Raw genomic sequence first — 21755 nt, 5'->3', positions numbered from 1 at the left:
CCATGTCAGATAACAGCCAGAAAAAAGTGATCGTCGGCATGTCCGGCGGTGTCGATTCCTCCGTTTCCGCCTACCTGTTACAGCAACAGGGCTATAAGGTGGAGGGCCTGTTCATGAAGAACTGGGAGGAAGATGATGGCGAGGAATACTGCACCGCCGCAGCGGATCTCGCCGACGCGCAGGCCGTATGCGATAAGCTCGGCATTGAGCTGCACACCGTTAACTTTGCCGCAGAATACTGGGATAACGTTTTTGAACTCTTCCTCGAAGAGTACAAAGCGGGCCGCACGCCGAACCCGGATATTCTGTGCAACAAAGAGATCAAATTTAAGGCCTTCCTGGAATTCGCCGCAGAAGATTTGGGCGCAGACTATATTGCGACCGGTCACTACGTGCGCCGTGCAGACGTGAATGGCAAAAGCCAGCTGCTGCGCGGTCTGGACGGCAACAAAGATCAAAGCTACTTCCTCTATACGCTGAGCCACGAGCAAATCGCCCAGAGCCTGTTCCCGGTCGGCGAGCTGGAAAAGCCGCAGGTGCGTAAAATCGCCGAAGAGCTGGACCTGATCACCGCGAAGAAAAAAGACTCTACCGGCATCTGCTTCATCGGTGAGCGCAAATTCCGCGATTTCCTGGGACGTTACCTGCCTGCACAGCCGGGTAAAATTGTCACCGTCGACGGGGAAGAGATTGGCCAGCATCAGGGGCTGATGTACCACACGCTCGGCCAGCGTAAAGGCCTGGGTATTGGCGGGACCAAAGAAGGTAGCGAAGATCCATGGTATGTTGTCGACAAAGACGTCGAAAACAATATTCTGGTTGTTGCCCAGGGACACGATCATCCGCGTCTGATGTCCGTTGGACTTATCGCGCAGCAGCTACACTGGGTCGATCGTGAGCCGCTGAAAGGCACGCTGCGCTGCACGGTGAAAACCCGCTACCGTCAGACCGATATTCCTTGCACCATTACCGCGCTCGATGACGATCGCATTGACGTGCGTTTCGACGAGCCGGTCGCCGCCGTCACCCCGGGTCAGTCTGCTGTCTTCTACAGCGGCGAAATCTGTCTGGGCGGCGGGATCATTGAACAGCGCCTGCCGCTGCCTGCTGTTTAATACGATTCACACATAAAGGAGACCGTGTGGCGAAGAACTACTATGACATCACCCTGGCGCTGGCGGGAATTTGCCAGTCAGCCCGTCTGGTGCAACAGCTGGCGCATCAGGGTCATTGCGACGCTGACGCCCTACACGTTTCGCTGAACAGCGTTATCGATCTCAACCCCGGCTCGACCCTGGGCGTGTTCGGCGGCAGTGAAACCAATCTTCGTCTCGGTCTTGAAACTCTGCTGGGCGTGCTTAACGCCAGCAGCCGTCAGGGATTAAACGCGGAGCTGACCCGCTACACGTTAAGCCTGATGGTACTGGAACGTAAGCTGAACGCCGCAAAAGGCGCAATGAATACGCTGGGCGATCGCATTGCCGGGCTGCAGCGTCAGCTCGATCATTTTGACCTGCAGTCGGAAACGCTGCTGAGCGCTATGGCCGGCATTTATGTTGACGTCATCAGCCCGCTGGGCCCGCGTATTCAGGTCACCGGATCCCCTGCCGTGCTGCAAAGTCCGCAGGTACAGGCGAAAGTGCGCGCGTCCCTGCTGGCAGGTATCCGCGCCGCCGTGCTGTGGCACCAGGTGGGCGGTGGCCGCCTGCAGTTAATGTTTTCTCGTAATCGCCTGACCACTCAGGCAAAACAAATTCTTGCTCATTGTTAACCTCCCGGAGTTGCGAATTATGGAATTATCCTCACTGACCGCCGTATCCCCTGTCGATGGACGCTACGGCGATAAAGTCAGCGCGCTGCGCGGGATCTTCAGCGAATATGGTTTGCTGAAGTTCCGTGTTCAGGTTGAAGTACGCTGGCTGCAGAAGCTGGCCGCCCAGGCAGCAATCAAGGAAGTTCCTGCTTTTGACGAAAAGGCAAACGATTACCTTGATAAAATCGTTGCCGAGTTTAGCGAACAAGACGCCGCGCGCATTAAAACCATCGAACGCACCACCAACCACGACGTGAAAGCGGTTGAGTACTTCCTGAAAGAGAAAGTGGAAAGCGTCCCTGCGCTGCACGCCGTGTCTGAGTTCATTCACTTCGCCTGTACCTCTGAAGACATCAACAACCTCTCTCACGCGCTGATGCTCTCCACCGCGCGTAAAGAGGTGGTGCTGCCTTACTGGCGTAAAATCATCGACGCGGTAAAAGCGCTGTCCGTGGAATACCGCGACATTCCGCTGCTCTCCCGTACCCACGGCCAGCCAGCCACCCCATCCACGATGGGTAAAGAGATGGCGAACGTCGCGTACCGCATGGAGCGCCAGTACCGTCAGCTGGAGCAGGTTGAGATCCTCGGCAAAATCAACGGCGCGGTCGGTAACTATAACGCCCACATCGCCGCTTATCCGGAAGTGGACTGGCACCAGTTCAGCGAAGAGTTCGTGACCTCTCTGGGCATTCAGTGGAACCCGTACACCACGCAGATTGAGCCGCACGACTATATCGCCGAACTGTTTGACTGCATCGCCCGCTTCAACACCATCCTGATCGACTTCGATCGTGACGTGTGGGGCTACATCGCCCTGAACCACTTCAAGCAGAAAACCATCGCCGGTGAAATCGGCTCTTCCACCATGCCGCACAAAGTAAACCCAATCGACTTCGAAAACTCCGAAGGCAACCTGGGACTGGCGAACGCCGTGCTGCAGCATATGGCGAGCAAACTGCCGGTATCCCGCTGGCAGCGCGACCTGACCGACTCCACCGTACTGCGTAACCTGGGCGTGGGCATTGGCTACGCGCTGATCGCGTACAAGTCCACCCTGAAAGGCGTGAGCAAACTGGAAGTGAACCGTGACCGTCTGCTGGACGAGCTGGACCACAACTGGGAAGTGCTGGCGGAGCCAATCCAGACCGTGATGCGCCGTTACGGTATCGAAAAACCGTACGAGAAGCTGAAAGAGCTAACCCGCGGAAAACGCGTTGACGCCGAAGGCATGAAGCAGTTTATCGACGGTCTGGCGCTGCCGGAAGAAGAGAAAACGCGCCTGAAGGCGATGACCCCGGCGAACTACATTGGCCGCGCCATCACCATGGTCGACGAGCTGAAGTAACGCCCTTCTCCCCCTTTTCGCCCGAAAAGGGGGATGCTTTTTCCCGGTTTACTCAATGTTTATCCCCACAACAACATAATCAGCGTTAAACTATTCATACCAATTTTTTAGGGAGAAGAGATGATGCGCGTACTGGTTGTTGAGGATAACGCATTACTACGCCATCACCTGAAGGTTCAGCTTCAGGAGATGGGACATCAGGTGGACGATGCTGAAGATGCAAAAGAAGCCGATTATTATCTCAATGAACACCTGCCGGATATCGCCATTGTCGATTTAGGGTTGCCTGACGAAGACGGTCTGTCGCTAATTCGCCGCTGGCGCAGCCACGATGTCTCCCTGCCGGTTCTGGTTCTGACCGCCCGTGAAGGCTGGCAGGATAAGGTTGAAGTGCTCAGCGCGGGTGCAGACGATTACGTCACCAAGCCGTTTCATATTGAAGAGGTGGCGGCGCGCATGCAGGCGCTGTTACGCCGCAACAGCGGGCTGGCTTCACAGGTTATTTCCATCCCGCCATTCCAGGTCGATCTCTCCCGCCGGGAATTAGCGATCAATGATGAAGTGATTAAGCTCACCGCCTTCGAATACACCATCATGGAAACGCTGATCCGTAACAATGGCAAAGTGGTGAGCAAAGATTCCTTAATGCTCCAGCTTTACCCTGATGCTGAACTGCGCGAGAGCCATACCATTGACGTGCTGATGGGGCGTTTGCGTAAGAAAATTCAGGCGCAGTATCCGCAGGATGTGATTACCACCGTCCGTGGCCAGGGCTACCTGTTCGAATTACGCTAAATGAGAGGGATTTTACGCCACATACTGCCCCTCTCGCTGCGGGTTCGTTTCTTACTGGCCACGGCTGCCGTCGTGCTGGTGCTGTCGCTCTCCTACGGCATGGTCGCCCTGGTGGGCTACAGCGTCAGCTTTGATAAAACCACCTTTCGGCTGCTGCGTGGCGAAAGCAATCTGTTTTATACCCTGGCGAAGTGGGAAAACAACCGAATCACCGTCGAAATGCCGGAAAACCTCAACCAGCAGAGTCCAACGCTGGCCCTGATTTATAACGAAAAGGGGAAATTACTGTGGGCGCAGCGTGATATTCCCTGGCTGGTCAAAAGCATTCGCCCGGAATGGCTCAAAACCAACGGATTTCACGAAATTGAAGCCGATCTCAACACCACCAGCTCGCTGATCCATGAAGATCGCTCCCTGCAGCAAAAGCTGAACGAGATCCGCGCCGACAACGCCGAGACGGAGATGACGCACTCCGTCGCGATCAACCTCTATCCAGCGACGCTGAACATGCCGCAGCTGACCATCGTGGTGATCGACACCATTCCGGTCGAGCTGAAGCGTTCTTATATGGTCTGGAGCTGGTTCATCTACGTTCTGGCTGCGAATCTCCTGCTGGTGATCCCGCTGCTGTGGGTGGCGGCGTGGTGGAGCTTGCGCCCCATTGAATCACTGGCGAAAGAGGTTCGTGAGCTGGAAGAACATCATCGCGAGAAGCTGAACCCGGAAACCACCCGTGAGCTCACCAGCCTGGTGCGTAACCTCAACCGCCTGCTTAAAAGTGAACGCGAACGCTACGATAAATACCGTACCACCCTTACCGACCTGACCCACAGCCTGAAAACTCCGCTGGCCGTCATGCAAAGTACCCTGCGTTCAATGCGCAGTTCGAAGCTGAGCGTCGATGATGCCGAGCCGGTGATGCTGGAGCAGATCAGCCGTATTTCCCAGCAAATTGGCTATTACCTGCACCGCGCCAGCATGCGTTCCGGCAGCGCGCTTCTGAGCCGCGAGCTGCACCCGGTAGCCCCGCTTCTGGATAACCTCACGTCCGCCCTCAATAAGGTGTATCAGCGTAAAGGGGTGAACATCAGCCTCGATATCTCGCCAGAGATAAGCTTTGTGGGTGAAAAAAATGACTTCATGGAAGTGATGGGTAACCTGCTGGATAACGCCTGCAAATACTGTCTGGAGTTCGTGGAAGTGTCAGCGCGTCAGACGGAAACCGAGCTGCATATTATCGTTGAGGATGATGGTCCGGGCATCCCGCGCAATAAGCGTGACGTGGTGTTCGTTCGCGGTCAGCGCGCCGATACGCTACGTCCTGGCCAGGGCGTAGGATTGGCCGTCGCCCGTGAGATTGTCGACCAGTACGACGGGAAAATAGAAACCAGTGAAAGCCTGCTGGGCGGCGCCAGAATGGAGGTTATTTTTGGTCGCCAGCAGCCCACATTGAACGATAGTTAACCCGTTATGTGAAAAATGCGAGGATCTCGCAGCCGGGGGACTGAGCTTCCGTTATAATCCGAGTCAGTAAGAGCCTGCGGAATAAAAAAATTATGGATTATCACTTAACGCTTAACTGGCCCGAGTTTATTGAACGTTACTGGCAAAAACGACCGGTGGTTCTGAAACGCGGATTCAGCAATTTTGTCGACCCTATCTCGCCTGACGAGCTGGCAGGTCTGGCCATGGAAAACGAAGTCGACAGCCGTCTGGTCAGCCACCAGGACGGGAAATGGCAGGTTAGCCACGGTCCTTTCGAAAGCTACGATCACCTCGGTGAAAACAACTGGTCGCTGCTGGTGCAGGCGGTCAACCACTGGCACGAGCCGACTGCCGCGCTAATGCGTCCGTTCCGCGCCCTGCCCGACTGGCGCATGGACGATCTGATGATCTCTTTCTCCGTGCCGGGCGGCGGCGTAGGTCCACATCTTGACCAGTACGACGTGTTCATCATTCAGGGTACGGGCCGCCGCCGCTGGCGCGTGGGCGAAAAAGTGCCGATGAAGCAGCACTGCCCGCATCCTGACCTGCTTCAGGTTGACCCGTTTGAAGGGATTATCGACGAAGAGCTGGAGCCGGGTGATATTCTCTACATCCCGCCGGGATTCCCTCACGAAGGCTACTCCCTGGAAAACTCACTCAACTACTCCGTGGGGTTCCGCGCGCCGAGCGGCCGCGAGATGATCAGCGGATTTGCCGACTATGTTCTGCAGCGCGAGCTGGGCAGCTATCGTTACAGCGACCCTGATGTGCCTGCACGCGAGCATCCGGCGGATATTCTGCCAGAAGAACTCGATAAGCTGCGCGGCATGATGCTGGATTTGATCAACGAGCCGGAGCACTTCAAACAGTGGTTTGGTGAGTTTATCAGCCAGTCTCGTCATGAGCTGGACGTTGCGCCGCCAGAGCCGCCGTATCAGGCTGACGAGATTTATGATGCGCTTCAGCAGGGCGATAAGCTGACGCGTCTGGGCGGGTTGCGCGTGCTGCGCATTGGTGAAGAGGTGTTCGTCAACGGCGAGAAGCTGGACTCTCCGCACCGCCCGGCGCTGGAAGCCATTGCCAGCCATCTGGTGCTCACTGCCGACACCTTTGGCGATGCGCTGGAAGATCCTTCCTTCCTCGCGATGCTGGCCGCGCTGGTCAACAGCGGTTACTGGTTCTTTGAGGACTGAGTCGTGATATTTGCCGGGTGGCGGCTTCGCCTTACCCGGCCTACATTCCGATCGCGGGCTCGGTAAGCGTAGCGCCACCGGGCTTTTTCTTACCGCTTCGCGGTTAACTCCGCTATTCGCACTATCACCTTAACCGCTTTTTCCATCCCTTCCAGCGTCACAAACTCATGCTTGCCATGGTAGTTGTAGCCACCGGTAAACAGGTTCGGGCACGGCAGCCCCATAAACGACAGCTGAGAACCGTCGGTGCCGCCGCGAATCGGCTTCAGCTGCGGTTCGATATCGCAGTCCCGCATCGCCTGCTGGGCGATATCGAGAATATGCGGATGCGCCATCACCTTCTCGCGCATGTTGTAATAGCTGTCTTCAATGATCAGCTCAATATAGCAATCAGGGTGTAATCCTTTGCCCACCTTCCTGGCGATCTCCATCATCTTACGCTTGCGCGCCTCAAAGGCTTTGCGGTCGAAATCGCGGATGATGTAGTGCATCTGCGCGCTGTCCACGCTGCCTTTGATGCTGGTCAGGTGATAGAAACCTTCATACCCTTCGGTCTGTTCAGGGCTCTCTTCCGCCGGGACTTCCGCATGAATTCGCGACGCCAGCGACAGCGCGTTCACCATGACGCCTTTCGCCGAGCCGGGATGAACGTTGTTGCCGACAATTTTAATCGTGACGGACGCGGCATTGAAGTTTTCATACTCCAGTTCACCGACGCCGCCGCCGTCGACGGTATAGGCCCACTGCGCGTTAAAGGCCTCCACGTCGAAGTGCTTCGCGCCCTTGCCGACCTCTTCGTCCGGCGTAAAGGCCACGCGGATATCCCCGTGCGGGATATTTTTGCCCTTCAGCACCGCCAGCGCGGTCATGATCTCCGCGATCCCCGCCTTGTCATCCGCCCCCAGCAGCGTTTTACCGTCGGTGGTGATCAGCGTCTGGCCCAGCAGCTGATGCAGTACCGGGAACATCACCGGCGAGAGCACTTCGTCACCAATGCCCAGCGCTATATCGCCGCCGCGGTAGTTTTCCACAATCTGCGGGTTCACATGTTTGCCGCTAAAATCCGGAGAGGTGTCGACATGGGAGATAAAGCCAATCGCCGGAATGTCACCCTGGACATTCGCCGGCAGCGTTCCCATCACAGTGCCTTTTTCGCTTAACGTGACGTTGACCAGCCCCATGGCGTCAAGCTGCTCTTTCAGCAGGTTTAATAACTTCCACTGGCCTTCAGTGCTCGGCACCTGGCGAACACCCGGCTTAGATTGGGTATCCAGCGAAACGTACTGTAAAAAACGCTCAAGTAATTTATCCATGCAGTCACCCTCACTTTTTGTGACAACATTATCAATAAGCATCAAAACGCAAATATTGCGTCAGGTCACTTTTATCCCGCAAACGAGAATATTTTCTGTTTGTATCGTTATGCGTTAATAAATGTAGCTTATGAATCAGTGACAAGGATTGGCGATCGCAGGGGATTGCCGTAGAATGTCCGCCCTCATTACGAGTCACCAAGGTGGTTACACACAAACCCCGCTTCAGTCTGCTGCCTGAGGCGTCTATATGGGACAGCGCAAAAATTGAATACACAATCCCGTTCACGTTCACCGCTGGTGCAACTGGAACGAATTCGTAAAAGTTTTGATGGTAAAGACGTTATCTCCGACCTCACTCTGACCATCAATGACGGTGAGTTTCTGACGCTGCTTGGCCCCTCTGGCTGCGGCAAAACAACCGTACTGCGCCTTATCGCCGGGCTGGAAAGCGTCGATAACGGCCATATCCATCTTGAGAACCAGGACATCACCCGGGTTCCCGCCGAAGATCGCCACGTCAATACCGTCTTTCAGAGCTACGCCCTGTTCCCGCACATGACCGTGTTTGAAAACGTGGCGTTTGGTCTGCGGATGCAAAAAACCCCGGCGAACGAGATCGAACCGCGCGTCACCGACGCCCTGCGCATGGTGCAGCTTGAGACGTTTGCCCAGCGTAAACCCCATCAGCTTTCCGGCGGCCAGCAGCAGCGCGTAGCCATCGCCCGCGCCGTGGTCAACAAGCCGCGTCTGCTCCTGCTGGATGAATCCCTCTCGGCGCTGGATTACAAGCTGCGCAAGCAGATGCAGAGCGAGCTCAAAGCCCTGCAGCGCAAGCTCGGCATTACCTTTGTCTTCGTCACCCACGATCAGGAAGAAGCCCTGACCATGTCCGACCGCATCGTGGTGATGCGCGACGGCAAAATCGAGCAGGACGGCACGCCGCGCGAAATCTACGAAGAGCCGAAGAATCTGTTTGTCGCCAGCTTCATTGGCGAGATCAATATCTTCGACGCTACAGTGATTGAGCGTCTGGACGACCAGCGCGTGCGCGCCAGCGTCGAAGGACGCGAGTGCAATATCACGGTGACTTTCCCCGTCGAAAAGGGACAAAAGCTCAACGTCCTGCTGCGCCCGGAAGATCTGCGCGTCGATGAAATTCACGGCAATACCGAGGCCGAAGGGTTGATTGGCTATATCCGCGAGCGCAACTACAAAGGGATGACGCTGGAGTCCGTTGTCGAGCTGGAGAACGGCAAAATGGTGATGGTCAGCGAGTTCTTTAACGAAGACGACCCTGACTTCGACCACTCTCTCGACCAGAAAATGGTTATTAACTGGGTAGAAAGCTGGGAGGTTGTGCTAGCTGATGAAGAACACAAGTAAATTCCAGAATGTGGTGATCGCCACGATCGTCGGTTGGCTTGTGCTGTTTGTCTTTTTGCCCAACCTGATGATCGTTGCCACCAGCTTTCTGACCCGCGACGACGCTAGCTTCGTTTCGCTGGTCTTTACGCTGGACAACTACGCGCGCCTGCTCGATCCGCTCTATTTTGACGTGCTGCTGCACTCGCTCAACATGGCGCTGATTGCCACCCTTGCCTGTCTGGTGCTGGGGTATCCTTTCGCATGGTTCCTCGCGGGCCTGCCGCAAAAGGTGCGGCCCCTGCTGCTGTTTTTACTGATTGTTCCCTTCTGGACCAACTCGTTAATCCGCATCTACGGGCTGAAGATCTTCCTTAGCACTAAAGGCTATCTCAACGAGTTTCTGCTGTGGCTGGGAGTGATTGATACGCCGATCCGCATCATGTTTACCCCGAGCGCGGTGATTGTCGGCCTGGTCTATATCCTGCTGCCGTTTATGGTGATGCCGCTCTACTCCAGCATCGAGAAGCTGGATAAACCGCTGCTGGAGGCGGCAAAAGATCTGGGCGCTAATAAGCTGCAGACCTTCATCCGCATTATTATCCCGCTGACCATGCCCGGCATTATCGCGGGCTGTCTGCTGGTAATGCTCCCGGCGATGGGTTTGTTCTACGTGTCGGATCTGATGGGCGGCGCGAAAAACCTGCTGATCGGTAACGTAATCAAGAGCCAGTTCCTGAACATCCGCGACTGGCCGTTCGGGTCCGCGACGAGCATTACGCTGACGGTGGTCATGGGCCTGATGCTGCTGGTCTACTGGCGCGCTTCACGGCTGCTGAACAAGAAGGTGGAACTCGAATGATCGGTCGACTGCTTCGCGGCGGTTTTATGACCGCCATTTACGCTTACCTGTATATCCCGATCGTTATTTTGATCGTGAACTCGTTTAACAGCTCACGCTTCGGGATTAACTGGCAGGGCTTTACCACCAACTGGTACAGCCTGCTGATGAACAACGATAGCCTGCTGCAGGCCGCGCAGCACTCGCTGACGATGGCGATCTTCTCCGCCACCTTCGCGACGCTGATTGGCTCGCTCACCGCCGTGGCGCTGTACCGCTATCGCTTTCGCGGCAAACCGTTCGTCAGCGGCATGCTGTTTGTGGTGATGATGTCGCCGGACATCGTGATGGCCATTTCGCTGCTGGTGCTGTTTATGCTGCTGGGCGTACAGCTTGGCTTCTGGTCGCTGCTGTTCTCGCACATCACCTTCTGCCTGCCGTTTGTGGTGGTGACCGTTTTCGCGCGCCTGAAAGGGTTCGACGTGCGCATGCTGGAGGCGGCGAAAGATCTGGGTGCCAGCGAGATGATCATCCTGCGCAAAATCATCCTGCCTCTGGCGATGCCCGCCGTGGCGGCCGGATGGCTACTTAGCTTCACCCTGTCGATGGATGACGTGGTCGTGTCCTCCTTCGTCACCGGTCCGAGCTATGAAATTCTGCCGTTGAAGATCTATTCAATGGTGAAAGTCGGCGTCTCACCGGAGGTGAACGCGCTGGCGACCATTCTGCTGGTGTTTTCGCTGGTTCTGGTGATTGCCAGCCAGGTTATTGCTCGTGATAAAACAAAATCTCAGGGGACAATGAAATGAAAAAAATGCTCGCCGCTGCGGCGCTGGTGCTTGGCATGGGTGCCGCGCACGCTGATGACAGCAAAACACTCTACTTCTACAACTGGACCGAGTACGTGCCGCCGGGCCTGCTGGAACAGTTCACAAAGGAAACGGGCATCAAGGTTATCTACTCGACCTACGAGTCGAATGAAACCATGTACGCCAAGCTGAAAACCTACAAAGACGGTGCGTACGATCTGGTCGTGCCTTCCACCTACTTTGTCGACAAAATGCGCAAAGAGGGCATGATCCAGAAGATCGACAAAACGAAGCTAACCAATTTTGCAAACCTCGATCCTGAGATGCTCAACAAGCCGTTCGACCCGAATAACGACTACTCCATTCCGTATATCTGGGGAGCAACCGCGATCGGCGTGAACAGCGAGGCCGTCGATCCAAAAACGGTGACAAGCTGGGCCGATCTCTGGAAACCAGAGTACAAGGGTAGCCTGCTGTTAACCGACGACGCGCGTGAAGTGTTCCAGGTCGCGCTGCGCAAGCTGGGCTACTCGGGCAACACGACGGATCCGAAAGAGATTGAAGCGGCGTATAACGAGCTGAAAAAGCTGATGCCTAACGTGGCGGCGTTCAACTCTGATAACCCGGCAAATCCGTATATGGAAGGCGAAGTGAACCTGGGGATGGTGTGGAACGGCTCCGCGTATGTCGCCCGCCAGGCCGGTACGCCGCTTGAGGTGGTCTGGCCGAAAGAAGGCGGGATCTTCTGGATGGACAGCCTTGCGATCCCCGCCAACGCGAAAAACGCTGAAGGGGCGCACAAGCTGATTAACTTCCTGCTGCGCCCGGACGTAGCGAAACAGGTTGCCGAGACGATTGGCTACCCGACGCCAAACCTCGCCGCACGCAAGCTGCTGAAGCCTGAGGTAGCTAACGATAAATCGCTCTATCCGGATGCCGAAACCATCAGCAAAGGTGAATGGCAGAACGATGTCGGTGACGCCAGCCGCCTCTACGAAGAGTATTACCAGAAATTAAAAGCGGGCCGGTAACGGTATCGCGTTCTTCCTCACGCCGCCCGTACGGCGTGAGGAGGATTAACTGACCGCATTCTCCCCTGCCCAGATTGTCGCCTTTCTCATCGCCTCAACCACATCCTCATCCGACAGACCCAGCGCCTGACGAACCCGGGTCGCCTCGTCCCACTGCTGCTGTTCATAGTAACGGCAAAGGCTCACCATATCGGCTAACCGTCCCTCCTGGTGGCACAGGGCATTGCTCACGCTCTGCGGGACCGCAATTTGCTTCATCAACTCGGCCATCGGCAGCTCAAGGAGGGTATCGAGCAGAGAAAACAGGCCGCACATGAAGGCATTTTCAGCCAGCGTCGGTTCGTTCATCGTCTCGGCTATTAGCTCGCAGAACTTGCCGCGCATCATGCTCAGCGGATAAAGCTCGCTGACGGTGTCATTGCCCGCACTGGCGAGGACCACGACCGCAACAAACCGTCTCAGCTGGTTTTCCCCGAGGTATCTGAGGACTTCGCTCAGGGTTAACTTGCTGAAATTACAGGCACCGATATGTTTAAATGCGGTGTGCTTCATGTAGCGCATAATCTTATAGGACAGCGTGAGATCGGTTTTAATCAACGACTCGACGATCCGAAAATCGGGTTTATTGCGTCCGACCTCCATTTGCAGCCGAAAAATCGCCAGCTGATTTTGCGATAGCCGTTTATATTTAATGACCTCCGGACGGCAGAAAAAATAGCCCTGAAACAGCGAGAATCCCTCTTCCCTGTATTCGCTGAATTCCTCTTTAGTCTCAATTTTTTCAGCGAGATATTTAATATGCCCGGTTAAATGTTTACGCTCTTTCAGATACTGTTTAATTTGCGCTAAGGTATAATTCCTGACGTCAAACTTCAGTATTGAAATATAGGGTAAAAAAACATCCCATTCTGGCGCAAGCGTGAAATCATCAAGCGCAAACTGATAACCATCCGCACTCATCTCCCTGACGGCCTGCAACAGCTCCTCTCCCGGCACAGCATCTTCCAGGATCTCAATGACCACGCGCTCTTTATCCAGCGCTTCTCCACTGCGGTCTATGACCATTCGCGACGGGAAATTAATAAACGACGTATGTGCCCCGGCGATGCGCTGGGACGGCACGCATAAAAACTGATCTGAGATCATCCTGGAGGTGGCATATTCCGCCGACACATCCGGAAAACGGTTTGTCATCCCATCTCTGAACAGCAGCTCGTAGGCCACCGTCTTCATCTCAGGGTTAAAAATGGGTTGTCGCGCAATAAATCCGTACATATCCCATCCTCCTCTACAACTTTATATTTATTAGCATCCTCTTTCTACACGACGATAACGAGCTTTATCGAGCACTATTTTGATTGAATGCACAAAATAAAAGCATCCACACTAATTAACTGGATTTACGAAACAAAATTTAAATTAAATATTTCTGACGCTCTACAGAAAGAGGAGAAAATATCCGATAAGGAATATGTGCCTGCCCGACATGCACGATATTACGGGAGATGAGAATGAAAGACGCCATGGTCCGAAGAAAAAAAATAAGCGTCAAGACGTTGATGCTGTTGTCCATTTTCCTCACCGTAACGGTGGGCTTTACGGCAACGATCGGGTTTATGATGTGGCAGTGGATGGCACAGCAGGAGGTTCTGGCCAAAAAACATATCCGCCAGATTGCCGAGGTGCAAGCGTTGCAGGTCAGCAAACAGCTGGATTCTGCCCTGACTGCCGCCCGGGACATGGGCAACAGCGCCCTGGCGCTGCGCGAGGCGGGCGTGACCGAACGCCAGAGCCTGAACCAGCTGCTCATCCACTACCTTTCGGCTCACCCACAGTTTCTCTCCATGTCGATGGCCTTTGAGCCTAACGCGTTCGACGATAAAGATGCCGTCTGGGCCGGTCAGAGCGGTGAAGATCCTGCCGGGCGCTACGCCCGCTACGTCGACCGGGACGCCACCGGCAAACCGGCATTACACCTGCTGACGGACATCGAAACGCCCGGCAGCGGCGATTATTATCTGCTGCCGAAACAACGCCATAAAGATGTGATCATCGAGCCCTATATCTATCCCTACAACGGCGTGGACGTGATGCTCACCTCGATTGCCGCCCCCATCATGCGCGACGGTCAGTTTCTGGGTTCGGTCACCTCTGACTTCTCCCTCGCCACGCTGCAGTCGACCATCGGCGCGATTAAACCGTGGAACGGCACAGGCTATGCCCTGCTCCTGTCTGCGGGGAATAACGTGGTGTCCAGCCCGGACAAGCGCGCGGCAGGCAAGCCTTACGCCGGTCAGATTGCCGGTCATGACGTCACCCGGGTAAACGATCCGCTGCTGAAGGAGGACGTGTTCATCACCTGGCAGGACATCGCCGTCGGTAACAGCCAGACGCCGTGGAAACTCGCCATTATCACGCCGGTCAGCGAAGTGATGGCCGAAGCGCGCGCATTTTTACTGAAAGCCATCATCATGATGGTGTTAAGCATCGTGGCGGTTAGCCTGGTCATGGCACAGATCTTCACCCGTAAAGTTGACCGTCCGGTTGGGGGCGAACCTTCGGAGGCCGCCGGGATCGCCCTGGCCGTTGCCCGGGGAGATCTGAACAACACCATCCCGGTTCGTTCCGGAGATACCCACAGCATTTTTTATGCCCTGCACACCATGCAGATGCAGCTCAAGCGCATCGTCGACAATATCAGCGAAGCCAGCCACTCCGTGCACGGCGGCACCAGTGAAATTTCGGCGGGCAACCTTGACCTCGCCTCGCGAACCGAGGAACAGGCGGCTGCGATTGTTGAAACGGCAGCCAGCATGGAAGAGATTTCGGTCACGGTGAAGAATAACGCCGACAACGCCCACAAGGCGACCACGCTGACCGATCGCGCCGCGAGCCTCGCCGGGCACGGTGAAACGCTGGTGAACGACGTGGTCGTGGTGATCGGGGAGATTGACGAGAGCGCGCGTAAGATCGGCGAGATTAACAGCATTGTCGATGGCATCGCCTTCCAGACCAATATCCTGGCGCTGAATGCTGCTGTTGAAGCGGCACGGGCTGGCGAACAGGGGCGCGGCTTCGCGGTCGTCGCAGGGGAAGTGCGCAACCTGGCCCAGCGAAGCGCTAACGCGGCAAAAGAGATCTCTCAGCTGATTGCCGAGTCCTCAGGGCGCGTGAGCAAAGGCGTTGAGCTGGTCAATGAAACGGGGGTGATGATGAAACAGGTGATTGAAGCGGTATCGCATGTGCATCTGGTCATCAACGATATCGTTCAGGCGCTGGATGAGCAAAATCGCGGGATTAGCCAGGTCAGCACCGCCGTTAACCAGATGGACAGCACGACCCAGCAGAATGCCTCTCTGGTTCAGCAGATCTCTGCGGCGGCGCTCTCGCTGGATGAGCAGGCTAAATCGCTCGAGAAGACGCTGGCGTTCTTCCATTCATAAATAAAAAGGCACCCGCTGGACGGGTGCCTTTTCACGCGATTGCCGTTACAGCCCTTTCAGCAGCTTGTCGACAAACTCCGGGACGACCGTGCTTGCCAGACCGTAGTGTTTCTCTTCAAACTCGCTGCCCACCTGGCTTGGCTCAAGATTGAGTTCTACCGTATGCGCGCCGTGCAGTCGCGCTTCGTGGACAAACCCCGCCGCCGGGTAAACATGGCCGGATGTGCCGATGGCGATAAATACGTCGGCCATCGCCAGCGCGCTGTAGATATCATCCATTCCCAGCGGCATTTCACCGAACCAGACCACGTGCGGACGCAGGCGCGACGGGAACTGGCAGCAGTGGCACTTATCCTCAGGCAGCACGTCCTCTTGCCAGTCCAGCACCTGACCGCTCCAGGCGCAGCGAACCTTGAGCAGCTCGCCGTGCATGTGAATGATGTTCTTGTTACCGGCCCGCTCGTGCAGGTTGTCGATATTCTGCGTTACCAGCAGAAAACGATCGCCCAGCGCCTCTTCCAGCTTCGCCAGCGCCAGATGCGCCGCATTCGGCGCGACTTCAGGCTGCTGAAGCTGACGGCGGCGGGCGTTGTAAAACGCCTGGACGAGATCCGGATCGCGGGCAAAGCCTTCCGGCGTGGCCACATCCTCCACGCGGTGCTCTTCCCACAGCCCGTCCGCCGCGCGGAAGGTTCGAATTCCTGACTCGGCGGAGATCCCCGCCCCGGTCAGCACCACCACTCTGGGTTTATCCATCGCTTCTGGCATCATTCTGTCTCTGAAAAAGATCCGCTGGCGCAAGCGCTCACGCAAGCGGCGTTTGTTTTTGCGAAAACGGCTGAGTCGACCCTGGCGACGCGACAGCATAGAAACCTCGTAAACTAATCGGTGAGATGAAGGAATGCGGCTCCGCGCATGCCTCCTGCGTCCCCGTGTCGCGCGCGTTCAATACGCGGCACGCGGGCAACCGGCAATAAATGTCGGGGCAAACGCCCGGACAACCGTTCCGTAATCGCGGTAAAGTTTGACAGCCCTCCCCCGATCACCAGCAGATCCGGGTCGACGATGGTGAGAATATTTCCCAGACACACCGCCAGCAGATCCAGATAGCGCTCGACGTGCTCGCGCGCCTGCGCATCCCCTTGCTCCCACAGGGTAATGATTTGAGGGGCCTCAAGTTTCTGATGATAGAAGTGTTCGTAAAGCCATGCAAACCCGCGCCCTGAGAGGTAGTTCTCAATACAGCCGTGCTGGCCGCAGCCGCAGCGGGTCAGCGGGAAATCGCGTCCCACCACCTCGAGAGCATCCACCGGCAGGCGGATATGGCCAAACTCGCCGGTGATGTAGCTGCGCCCGGTGATGGGCTTACCGTTGATCACAATCCCCCCGCCGACGCCGGTACCGAGGATCAGCCCCATCACCAGCGGATACTGACGGAACTCATCGTCCCAGGCTTCAGAGAGCGCAAAGCAGTTAGCATCATTGTCTAAACGCACGTCGCGTTCAAGGAGAGCAGAGAGATCGGCGCGGAGCGGTTTACCGCTGGCGGCAGGCACGTTGGCGGCATACAGCGTGCCGTCGTCGGTTTCGGGCATACCCGGAATGCCGATGCCGACGCTGCCTTTCACGCCAAAGCGTTCATCGGCCTGCGCCACCAGCGCGGCAATCGCGGTTAAAAATTCGTCGTAGCTTTCGCGCGGCGTGGGAACGCGGGTTTCCCACTGCAGTTTGAGGTCTTTATCAAACGCGCCGAGCGCAATCTTGGTGCCGCCAATATCAAATCCGTAATACATAACGCATTCCTCCTTTTACCTGGCGGCCCGAAAGCCGCTAGATCATGACGTAATTACTGGCCACTTAATACCCTCGCCGGATCAATTCGGCTTGCGCGACGCGCCGGATACCAGCTTGCCAGCAGACTCAGTAAAAGTGCTGTAACCAGCACATAAAAAACGTCCAGCCAGTGCAGTTCAGACGGCAGGAAGTCAATAAAGTAGATATCACCCGACAGGAACTGGTGGCCAATAAGCTTTTCGATCCCGTTGATAATCGGGGTCAGCTGCAGGGAAACCACCACGCCAATCACCACGCCGCACAGGCTGCCGAACAGCCCCGCCAGCAAACCGTACCAGACGAAGATGGCGCGAATAAGACCGTCTTTCGCCCCCAGCGTACGCAGCACGGCGATGTCACCGCTCTTGTCCTTGACCGCCATCACCAGCGTGGAGACGATATTAAAGCACGCCACACCAATCACCAGCACCATCGCCAGATACATAATTGCGCGGATCATCTGGATATCACGGTACATATATCCGTAAGTGCCGATCCAGCTCTTGATGTAGACATAGTTATTGGTCACGCTGCCCGCGTCGCGAACCAGCTTGTTGGCGTTAAAGACGTCGTTCACCTTAATGGCAATGCCCGTCACGCTGTCAGCCATGTCGAGATACTGGCGCGCATCCTCCATCGGCACCATCGCAAAACTATGGTCAAGCTGACCGCTCAGCTGAAGAATACCGGTGACGTGCAGGCGCACGCGCTTAGGCTGCTGCAGCTTGTGGTCGGCGCTGGCGTTCGGGATCATGATTGACACCCAGTCGCCCTGCTTCACCTTCAGGGCATCGGCCACGCCTTTACCCATGATGATCTGCTGCTCGCCGGCCTTAAAGTTGGCCCACGCGCCGTTCTGCACATAGTTTGGCAGCGCGCTGAGGCGCGCTTCCTGGACGGGGTTGACCCCTTTCACCTGTATGGCGCGCAGGTTGACCCCGCTCTCCACCAGCCCGGTAAAGTTAATATAGGGCGCGGCCGCGGCAATGCCCGGCACTTTTTCGACTTTGGCGAGCGCATCGCTCCAGTTCGTCCACGGCTGGTTAACCGGCTCGATCTCCCCGTGCGGCACCACCGCCAGAATGCGGTTATTCAGCTCGCGCTCAAAGCCGTTCATGGCGCTCAGGCCGACAATCAGCACCGCCACACCCAGCGCAATGCCGATGGTCGAGATGACGGAGATCAGCGACACCATGCCGCCGCGACGGCGGCCGCGGCTAAAACGTAAACCGATGAGTAAGGATAACGGTGACGCCATTACTCTGCTCCCATCAGGGTCAGTTCCGCGTTCAGATGGCCGTCGCGCATCTCAAGCTGACGCCCCATGCGTTTTGCCAGCTGCAGATCGTGGGTTACGACCAGAAACGCGGTGCCCTGCGAGGCGTTCAGCTCGCCCAGAAGCTGGAAAATACTGTCCGCATTGCGGGCATCCAGGTTACCGGTAGGCTCATCCGCCAGCACCAGGCGCGGGTTGTTGACCAGCGCGCGGGCAATCGCCACGCGCTGGCGCTCGCCGCCGGAAAGCTCAGAGGGACGATGGTTACCGCGATGGCCCAGGCCTACCGCTTTCAGCATGTCGCTGGCGCGGGCGTTAATTTCTGCCGGTTTCTTTTTACCAATCAGCAGCGGCATCGCCACGTTTTCCAGCGCCGTGAAATCCGGCAGCAGGTGGTGGAACTGGTAGATAAAGCCCAGCTCGCGGTTGCGCAGCTCGGCCTTCGCCGCGGAGGACATTTTGCTCATCGGCTGGCCGGAGAAAATCACGTCGCCCTCGGTTGGCGTATCCAGCCCGCCTAGCAGATGCAGCAGCGTACTTTTGCCCGAGCCGGAGCTGCCAACAATCGCCATCATCTCGCCTTCGCCCACGCTGAAGCTCACATTGTGCAGCACGTCGGTTTGCACAGTGCCTTCCTGATAGCGTTTGGACAGGTTGTCGCATTGCAACAGGATCTTATTCATAACGTAAAGCCTCAGCGGGTTGAGTGGCGGCAGCGCGCCAGGAAGGATAAAGCGTAGAAAGCAGCGCAATGGCCATCGCGGCCAGCGCAATACCGACCACCTGCAGCGGCTCGATAGCCACCGGCAGCGCCGCGCCGTCGAGCAGGGCGCCGATGATCGGCATTAAGTTATTAAGCTGGCTGGCAAGCAAGGCCCCCAGCACGGCGCCGAGCAGCGCGCCGATGATGCCTGCGCTGGCCCCCTGCACCATAAACACCGCCATGATCTGGCGCGGCGTGAGCCCCTGGGTTTGCAGAATGGCGACTTCGCCCTGCTTCTCCATCACCATCAGGCCCAGCGAGGTAATGATGTTAAATGCGGCCACGGCCACGATCAGGCTCAGCAGCAGCCCCATCATGTTTTTTTCCATCCGCACGGCCTGGAACAGTTCGCCTTTGCGCTCGCGCCAGTCCTGCCATTTGGTGCCGTCCGGCAGTTTTTGCTGGCTGAGGGTATCGACCTTCAGCGGCGCATCGAGCCACAGGCGCCAGCCGGTAATATTCCCTGCCGGGTAGCGCATCAGGCGTGAAGCGTCCTGAATGTTCACCAGCATCTGGTAGCCATCGACTTCGCTGTTGGCGGCAAAGGTACCAATCACGTTGAACAGGCGCTGGCTTGGCAGGCGCCCCATCGGCGTAAACTGGCTGGCAGAAGGGACCATCACGCGCAGCTGATCGCCACGGTTGACGCCAAGCTGGCCGGCAAGCTGTTCGCCCAGAATCACGTTGTATTTTCCGGCTTCCAGATCGGACTGCTTCACGTTAACCAGATACGGCGTCAGCGGATCGTTTTGCGCCGGGTCAATACCCAGCATCACGCCGACCGCCACGCTGCGGGCGCTTTGCAGCACCACGTCACCGGTCGTCAACGGCGCTACGCGCGTGACGCCCTGTAACTTCGCCGCGCTTTCCGGCAGCTGGTGCGGGTTAACCGAACCGTTGGATGATGAAAGAACGGCCTGCGGCATCAGCCCCAGGATATTGTTTTGCAGCTCGCGCTCAAAGCCATTCATGACGGAAAGCACCGTCACCAGTGCCATCACGCCAAGCGTAATGCCAATAGTCGAAAGCCAGGAGACAAAGCGACCGAAGCGGTCCGCGGCGCGCCCACGCATGTAGCGTAAGCCTATGAAGAATGCGACAGGTTGATACATGAAATCCGTCTGTTTGCTGATAGCAGACCCACGAGTATATAAGCGAATCCGTTAAGCGTAAATGACTGAAACAGTAAGCTTTGGTAATCATTTTCCCGAAAAATTCAGATAAATCAGGGTGCTATTGTCTGAATTCTCACCTCGCAACCTCCACCTTTTCCGAAAAACCTCCTGATACAGACTGTTACCCATTACATCCTGGTGTCGTTTTACAACAATTGCTCGTTCGTTTATGGCAATAAGGTAGTGGCGAACAATGAAGCAAAAAGCATTATGGATTAACCAGATAAAAGGGCTGTGTATCTGCCTGGTGGTTATCTATCATTCGGTTATCACGTTTTATCCGCATCTGATCGGGCTGCAACACCCGCTCTCCGGCCTTCTCGCCAAATGCTGGGTCTATTTTAACCTCTATCTCGCACCGTTTCGTATGCCGGTCTTCTTCTTTATCTCCGGCTACCTGATCCGTCGTTATATTGACGAAGTGGACTGGCGAACCAGTCTCGATAAACGGATCTGGAGCATTGTCTGGGTCCTGGCGCTGTGGGGCGTCCTGCAATGGCAGGCGTTGACCCACCTGAACGCCTGGCTGGCGCCCGAGCGTGAGCTTGCCACCTCGTCGAACGCGGCCTACGCCGACTCGTTCTCAGGCTTTGTGCTGGGGATGATCACCGCCAGCACCAGTTTGTGGTATCTGTATGCTCTGGTGGTCTACTTCACGCTGTGTAAACTGCTGAGCCGCTGGAAGCTGCCGGCACTGGGACTGCTGGCGCTGGCAAGCATCGCGATTAACTTCCTGCCGCTGCCGTGATGGGGAATGAACAGCGTGGTACGCAACATGATCTACTACAGCCTCGGGGCGTGGTATGGCGCAGAGCTGATGGCGTGGATGAAAAGCGTCAACCTGCGCCGCATCTGGCTGGCAACCGGGGCTTTCGCCGCCGTCTCCGTGGTGCTGTGGTTTGCTAACGTTCCGCTGCTGCTCTCATTGCTGTCGATTGTGCTGATCATGAAGCTGTTCTACAGCCTTGAGCAGCGCTATGCCGTTCACCCGAACAATCTGCTGAACGTGATTGGCTCAAATACCATTGCGATTTATACCACCCACCGCATCCTGATTGAGGCCTTTAGCCTGTTCCTGATTGGCGAAATGAATGCCGCCTCGTGGCCGGTCTGGGCAGAGCTCACCCTGGTGCTGGTCTACCCGTTTGCCAGCCTGTTTATCTGTACCCTTGCCGGGCTCGGGGTGCGTAAGATCTCCACCGCGCTGTTTGGGGACGTTTTCTTCTCTCCTCCGTCTACGCTGACCCTGTCACCTTCAACGCGTTAATGCCC

Annotated in this window: 18 protein-coding genes and 1 pseudogene; 12 read left to right on the top strand and 7 right to left on the bottom strand. The window is 56.4% G+C overall.

The window, feature by feature from the left end; genetic code table 11:
- The first annotated feature begins 2 nt into the window (after positions 1–2).
- The 6 genes from mnmA to WM95_RS09955 all read left to right on the top strand — a co-directional run bounded on the left by mnmA (position 3) and on the right by WM95_RS09955 (position 6634).
- Positions 3–1115: a tRNA 2-thiouridine(34) synthase MnmA gene (gene mnmA / locus WM95_RS09980; RefSeq protein WP_032657963.1), complete on the top strand. Its 1113-nt coding sequence runs from the start codon at positions 3–5 to the stop codon at positions 1113–1115.
- 26 nt (positions 1116–1141) lie between these two features.
- Positions 1142–1771, top strand: a complete 630-nt coding sequence (gene hflD, locus WM95_RS09975) for a high frequency lysogenization protein HflD (protein ID WP_023311236.1) — start codon at positions 1142–1144, stop codon at positions 1769–1771.
- A 19-nt stretch (positions 1772–1790) separates the two neighbouring features.
- A complete protein-coding gene (gene purB / locus WM95_RS09970; protein ID WP_063409605.1) occupies positions 1791–3161 on the top strand; it encodes an adenylosuccinate lyase in 1371 nt (456 codons plus the stop codon).
- Between the two features lie 123 nt (positions 3162–3284).
- Complete coding sequence (phoP, locus tag WM95_RS09965; RefSeq protein WP_028019015.1) at positions 3285–3956, top strand: two-component system response regulator PhoP; 672 nt, start codon at positions 3285–3287, stop codon at positions 3954–3956.
- Complete coding sequence (phoQ, locus tag WM95_RS09960; protein ID WP_063409606.1) at positions 3957–5420, top strand: two-component system sensor histidine kinase PhoQ; 1464 nt, start codon at positions 3957–3959, stop codon at positions 5418–5420. It abuts the gene before it with no gap.
- Positions 5421–5512: 92 nt separating this feature from the next.
- Positions 5513–6634 (top strand): ribosomal protein uL16 3-hydroxylase, encoded by a 1122-nt coding sequence (locus WM95_RS09955; RefSeq protein ID WP_023311180.1) that lies wholly within the window; start codon positions 5513–5515, stop codon positions 6632–6634.
- 89 nt (positions 6635–6723) lie between these two features.
- Here the strand turns inward: WM95_RS09955 and pepT are convergent, their stop codons facing one another.
- Complete coding sequence (gene pepT / locus WM95_RS09950) at positions 6724–7947, bottom strand: peptidase T (RefSeq protein ID WP_063409607.1); 1224 nt, start codon at positions 7945–7947, stop codon at positions 6724–6726.
- Between the two features lie 237 nt (positions 7948–8184).
- Here pepT and potA point away from each other — a divergent pair, with 237 nt between their 5' ends.
- Genes potA through potD form a run of 4 tightly spaced genes read left to right on the top strand, consistent with a single transcriptional unit; the run spans position 8185 to position 11993 of the window.
- Complete coding sequence (gene potA, locus WM95_RS09945; protein ID WP_181008668.1) at positions 8185–9333, top strand: spermidine/putrescine ABC transporter ATP-binding protein PotA; 1149 nt, start codon at positions 8185–8187, stop codon at positions 9331–9333.
- Positions 9317–10174, top strand: coding sequence for a spermidine/putrescine ABC transporter permease PotB (gene potB, locus WM95_RS09940; RefSeq protein ID WP_023311177.1), 858 nt, complete (start codon positions 9317–9319; stop codon positions 10172–10174). Before potA ends, potB begins: the two co-directional genes overlap by 17 nt.
- Positions 10171–10962: a spermidine/putrescine ABC transporter permease PotC gene (gene potC, locus WM95_RS09935; RefSeq protein ID WP_023311176.1), complete on the top strand. Its 792-nt coding sequence runs from the start codon at positions 10171–10173 to the stop codon at positions 10960–10962. Before potB ends, potC begins: the two co-directional genes overlap by 4 nt.
- On the top strand, positions 10959–11993 hold the full coding sequence (gene potD / locus WM95_RS09930; protein WP_023311175.1) for a spermidine/putrescine ABC transporter substrate-binding protein PotD: 1035 nt from the start codon (positions 10959–10961) through the stop codon (positions 11991–11993). Before potC ends, potD begins: the two co-directional genes overlap by 4 nt.
- 45 nt (positions 11994–12038) lie before the next feature.
- On the opposite strand, the gene WM95_RS09925 is transcribed toward potD, so the two are convergent.
- A complete protein-coding gene (locus tag WM95_RS09925) occupies positions 12039–13268 on the bottom strand; it encodes an EAL and HDOD domain-containing protein (protein WP_063409609.1) in 1230 nt (409 codons plus the stop codon).
- A gap of 236 nt (positions 13269–13504) precedes the next feature.
- On the opposite strand from WM95_RS09925, the gene WM95_RS09920 reads away from it, so the two are divergent.
- A complete protein-coding gene (locus tag WM95_RS09920; protein WP_063409610.1) occupies positions 13505–15436 on the top strand; it encodes a methyl-accepting chemotaxis protein in 1932 nt (643 codons plus the stop codon).
- 45 nt (positions 15437–15481) lie between these two features.
- On the opposite strand, the gene cobB is transcribed toward WM95_RS09920, so the two are convergent.
- Genes cobB through lolC form a run of 5 tightly spaced genes read right to left on the bottom strand, consistent with a single transcriptional unit; the run spans position 15482 to position 20420 of the window.
- Positions 15482–16303, bottom strand: a complete 822-nt coding sequence (cobB, locus tag WM95_RS09915; RefSeq protein ID WP_054829824.1) for a Sir2 family NAD+-dependent deacetylase — start codon at positions 16301–16303, stop codon at positions 15482–15484.
- A 14-nt stretch (positions 16304–16317) separates the two neighbouring features.
- Positions 16318–17229, bottom strand: a complete 912-nt coding sequence (nagK, locus tag WM95_RS09910; RefSeq protein WP_063409611.1) for an N-acetylglucosamine kinase — start codon at positions 17227–17229, stop codon at positions 16318–16320.
- Positions 17230–17282: 53 nt separating this feature from the next.
- Positions 17283–18527: a lipoprotein-releasing ABC transporter permease subunit LolE gene (gene lolE / locus WM95_RS09905; protein ID WP_045401911.1), complete on the bottom strand. Its 1245-nt coding sequence runs from the start codon at positions 18525–18527 to the stop codon at positions 17283–17285.
- Positions 18527–19228: a lipoprotein-releasing ABC transporter ATP-binding protein LolD gene (gene lolD / locus WM95_RS09900; RefSeq protein WP_010429765.1), complete on the bottom strand. Its 702-nt coding sequence runs from the start codon at positions 19226–19228 to the stop codon at positions 18527–18529. The genes lolE and lolD overlap by 1 nt, the downstream gene beginning before the upstream one ends.
- Positions 19221–20420 carry a lipoprotein-releasing ABC transporter permease subunit LolC gene (lolC, locus tag WM95_RS09895; protein WP_063409612.1) on the bottom strand — a complete coding sequence of 400 codons (1200 nt, stop codon included), beginning with the start codon at positions 20418–20420 and terminating at the stop codon, positions 19221–19223. The genes lolD and lolC overlap by 8 nt, the downstream gene beginning before the upstream one ends.
- A gap of 256 nt (positions 20421–20676) precedes the next feature.
- Here lolC and WM95_RS09890 point away from each other — a divergent pair.
- A pseudogene (locus tag WM95_RS09890) lies at positions 20677–21750 on the top strand (acyltransferase family protein).
- Positions 21751–21755: the final 5 nt, after the last annotated feature.

It is taken from the genome of Enterobacter cloacae complex sp. ECNIH7, from assembly GCF_002208095.1.
GTDB classification, from domain to species: domain Bacteria; phylum Pseudomonadota; class Gammaproteobacteria; order Enterobacterales; family Enterobacteriaceae; genus Enterobacter; species Enterobacter cloacae_M.
The sequence above is the reverse complement of the archived record's forward strand: the minus strand, read 5'-3'. Positions and strand labels throughout refer to the sequence as shown.

Excerpts from the sequence above, each read along its gene's own strand:
- mnmA (WP_032657963.1), top strand. The coding sequence starts at position 3 with ATGTCAGATAACAGCCAGAAAAAAGTGATCGTCGGCATGTCCGGCGGT.
- purB (WP_063409605.1), top strand. The coding sequence starts at position 1,791 with ATGGAATTATCCTCACTGACCGCCGTATCCCCTGTCGATGGACGCTAC.
- phoP (WP_028019015.1), top strand. The coding sequence starts at position 3,285 with ATGCGCGTACTGGTTGTTGAGGATAACGCATTACTACGCCATCACCTG.
- phoQ (WP_063409606.1), top strand. The coding sequence starts at position 3,957 with ATGAGAGGGATTTTACGCCACATACTGCCCCTCTCGCTGCGGGTTCGT.
- WM95_RS09955 (WP_023311180.1), top strand. The coding sequence starts at position 5,513 with ATGGATTATCACTTAACGCTTAACTGGCCCGAGTTTATTGAACGTTAC.
- pepT (WP_063409607.1), bottom strand. The coding sequence starts at position 7,947 with ATGGATAAATTACTTGAGCGTTTTTTACAGTACGTTTCGCTGGATACC.
- potB (WP_023311177.1), top strand. The coding sequence starts at position 9,317 with ATGAAGAACACAAGTAAATTCCAGAATGTGGTGATCGCCACGATCGTC.
- potC (WP_023311176.1), top strand. The coding sequence starts at position 10,171 with ATGATCGGTCGACTGCTTCGCGGCGGTTTTATGACCGCCATTTACGCT.
- potD (WP_023311175.1), top strand. The coding sequence starts at position 10,959 with ATGAAAAAAATGCTCGCCGCTGCGGCGCTGGTGCTTGGCATGGGTGCC.
- WM95_RS09925 (WP_063409609.1), bottom strand. The coding sequence starts at position 13,268 with ATGTACGGATTTATTGCGCGACAACCCATTTTTAACCCTGAGATGAAG.
- WM95_RS09920 (WP_063409610.1), top strand. The coding sequence starts at position 13,505 with ATGAAAGACGCCATGGTCCGAAGAAAAAAAATAAGCGTCAAGACGTTG.
- cobB (WP_054829824.1), bottom strand. The coding sequence starts at position 16,303 with ATGCTGTCGCGTCGCCAGGGTCGACTCAGCCGTTTTCGCAAAAACAAA.
- nagK (WP_063409611.1), bottom strand. The coding sequence starts at position 17,229 with ATGTATTACGGATTTGATATTGGCGGCACCAAGATTGCGCTCGGCGCG.
- lolE (WP_045401911.1), bottom strand. The coding sequence starts at position 18,527 with ATGGCGTCACCGTTATCCTTACTCATCGGTTTACGTTTTAGCCGCGGC.
- lolD (WP_010429765.1), bottom strand. The coding sequence starts at position 19,228 with ATGAATAAGATCCTGTTGCAATGCGACAACCTGTCCAAACGCTATCAG.
- lolC (WP_063409612.1), bottom strand. The coding sequence starts at position 20,420 with ATGTATCAACCTGTCGCATTCTTCATAGGCTTACGCTACATGCGTGGG.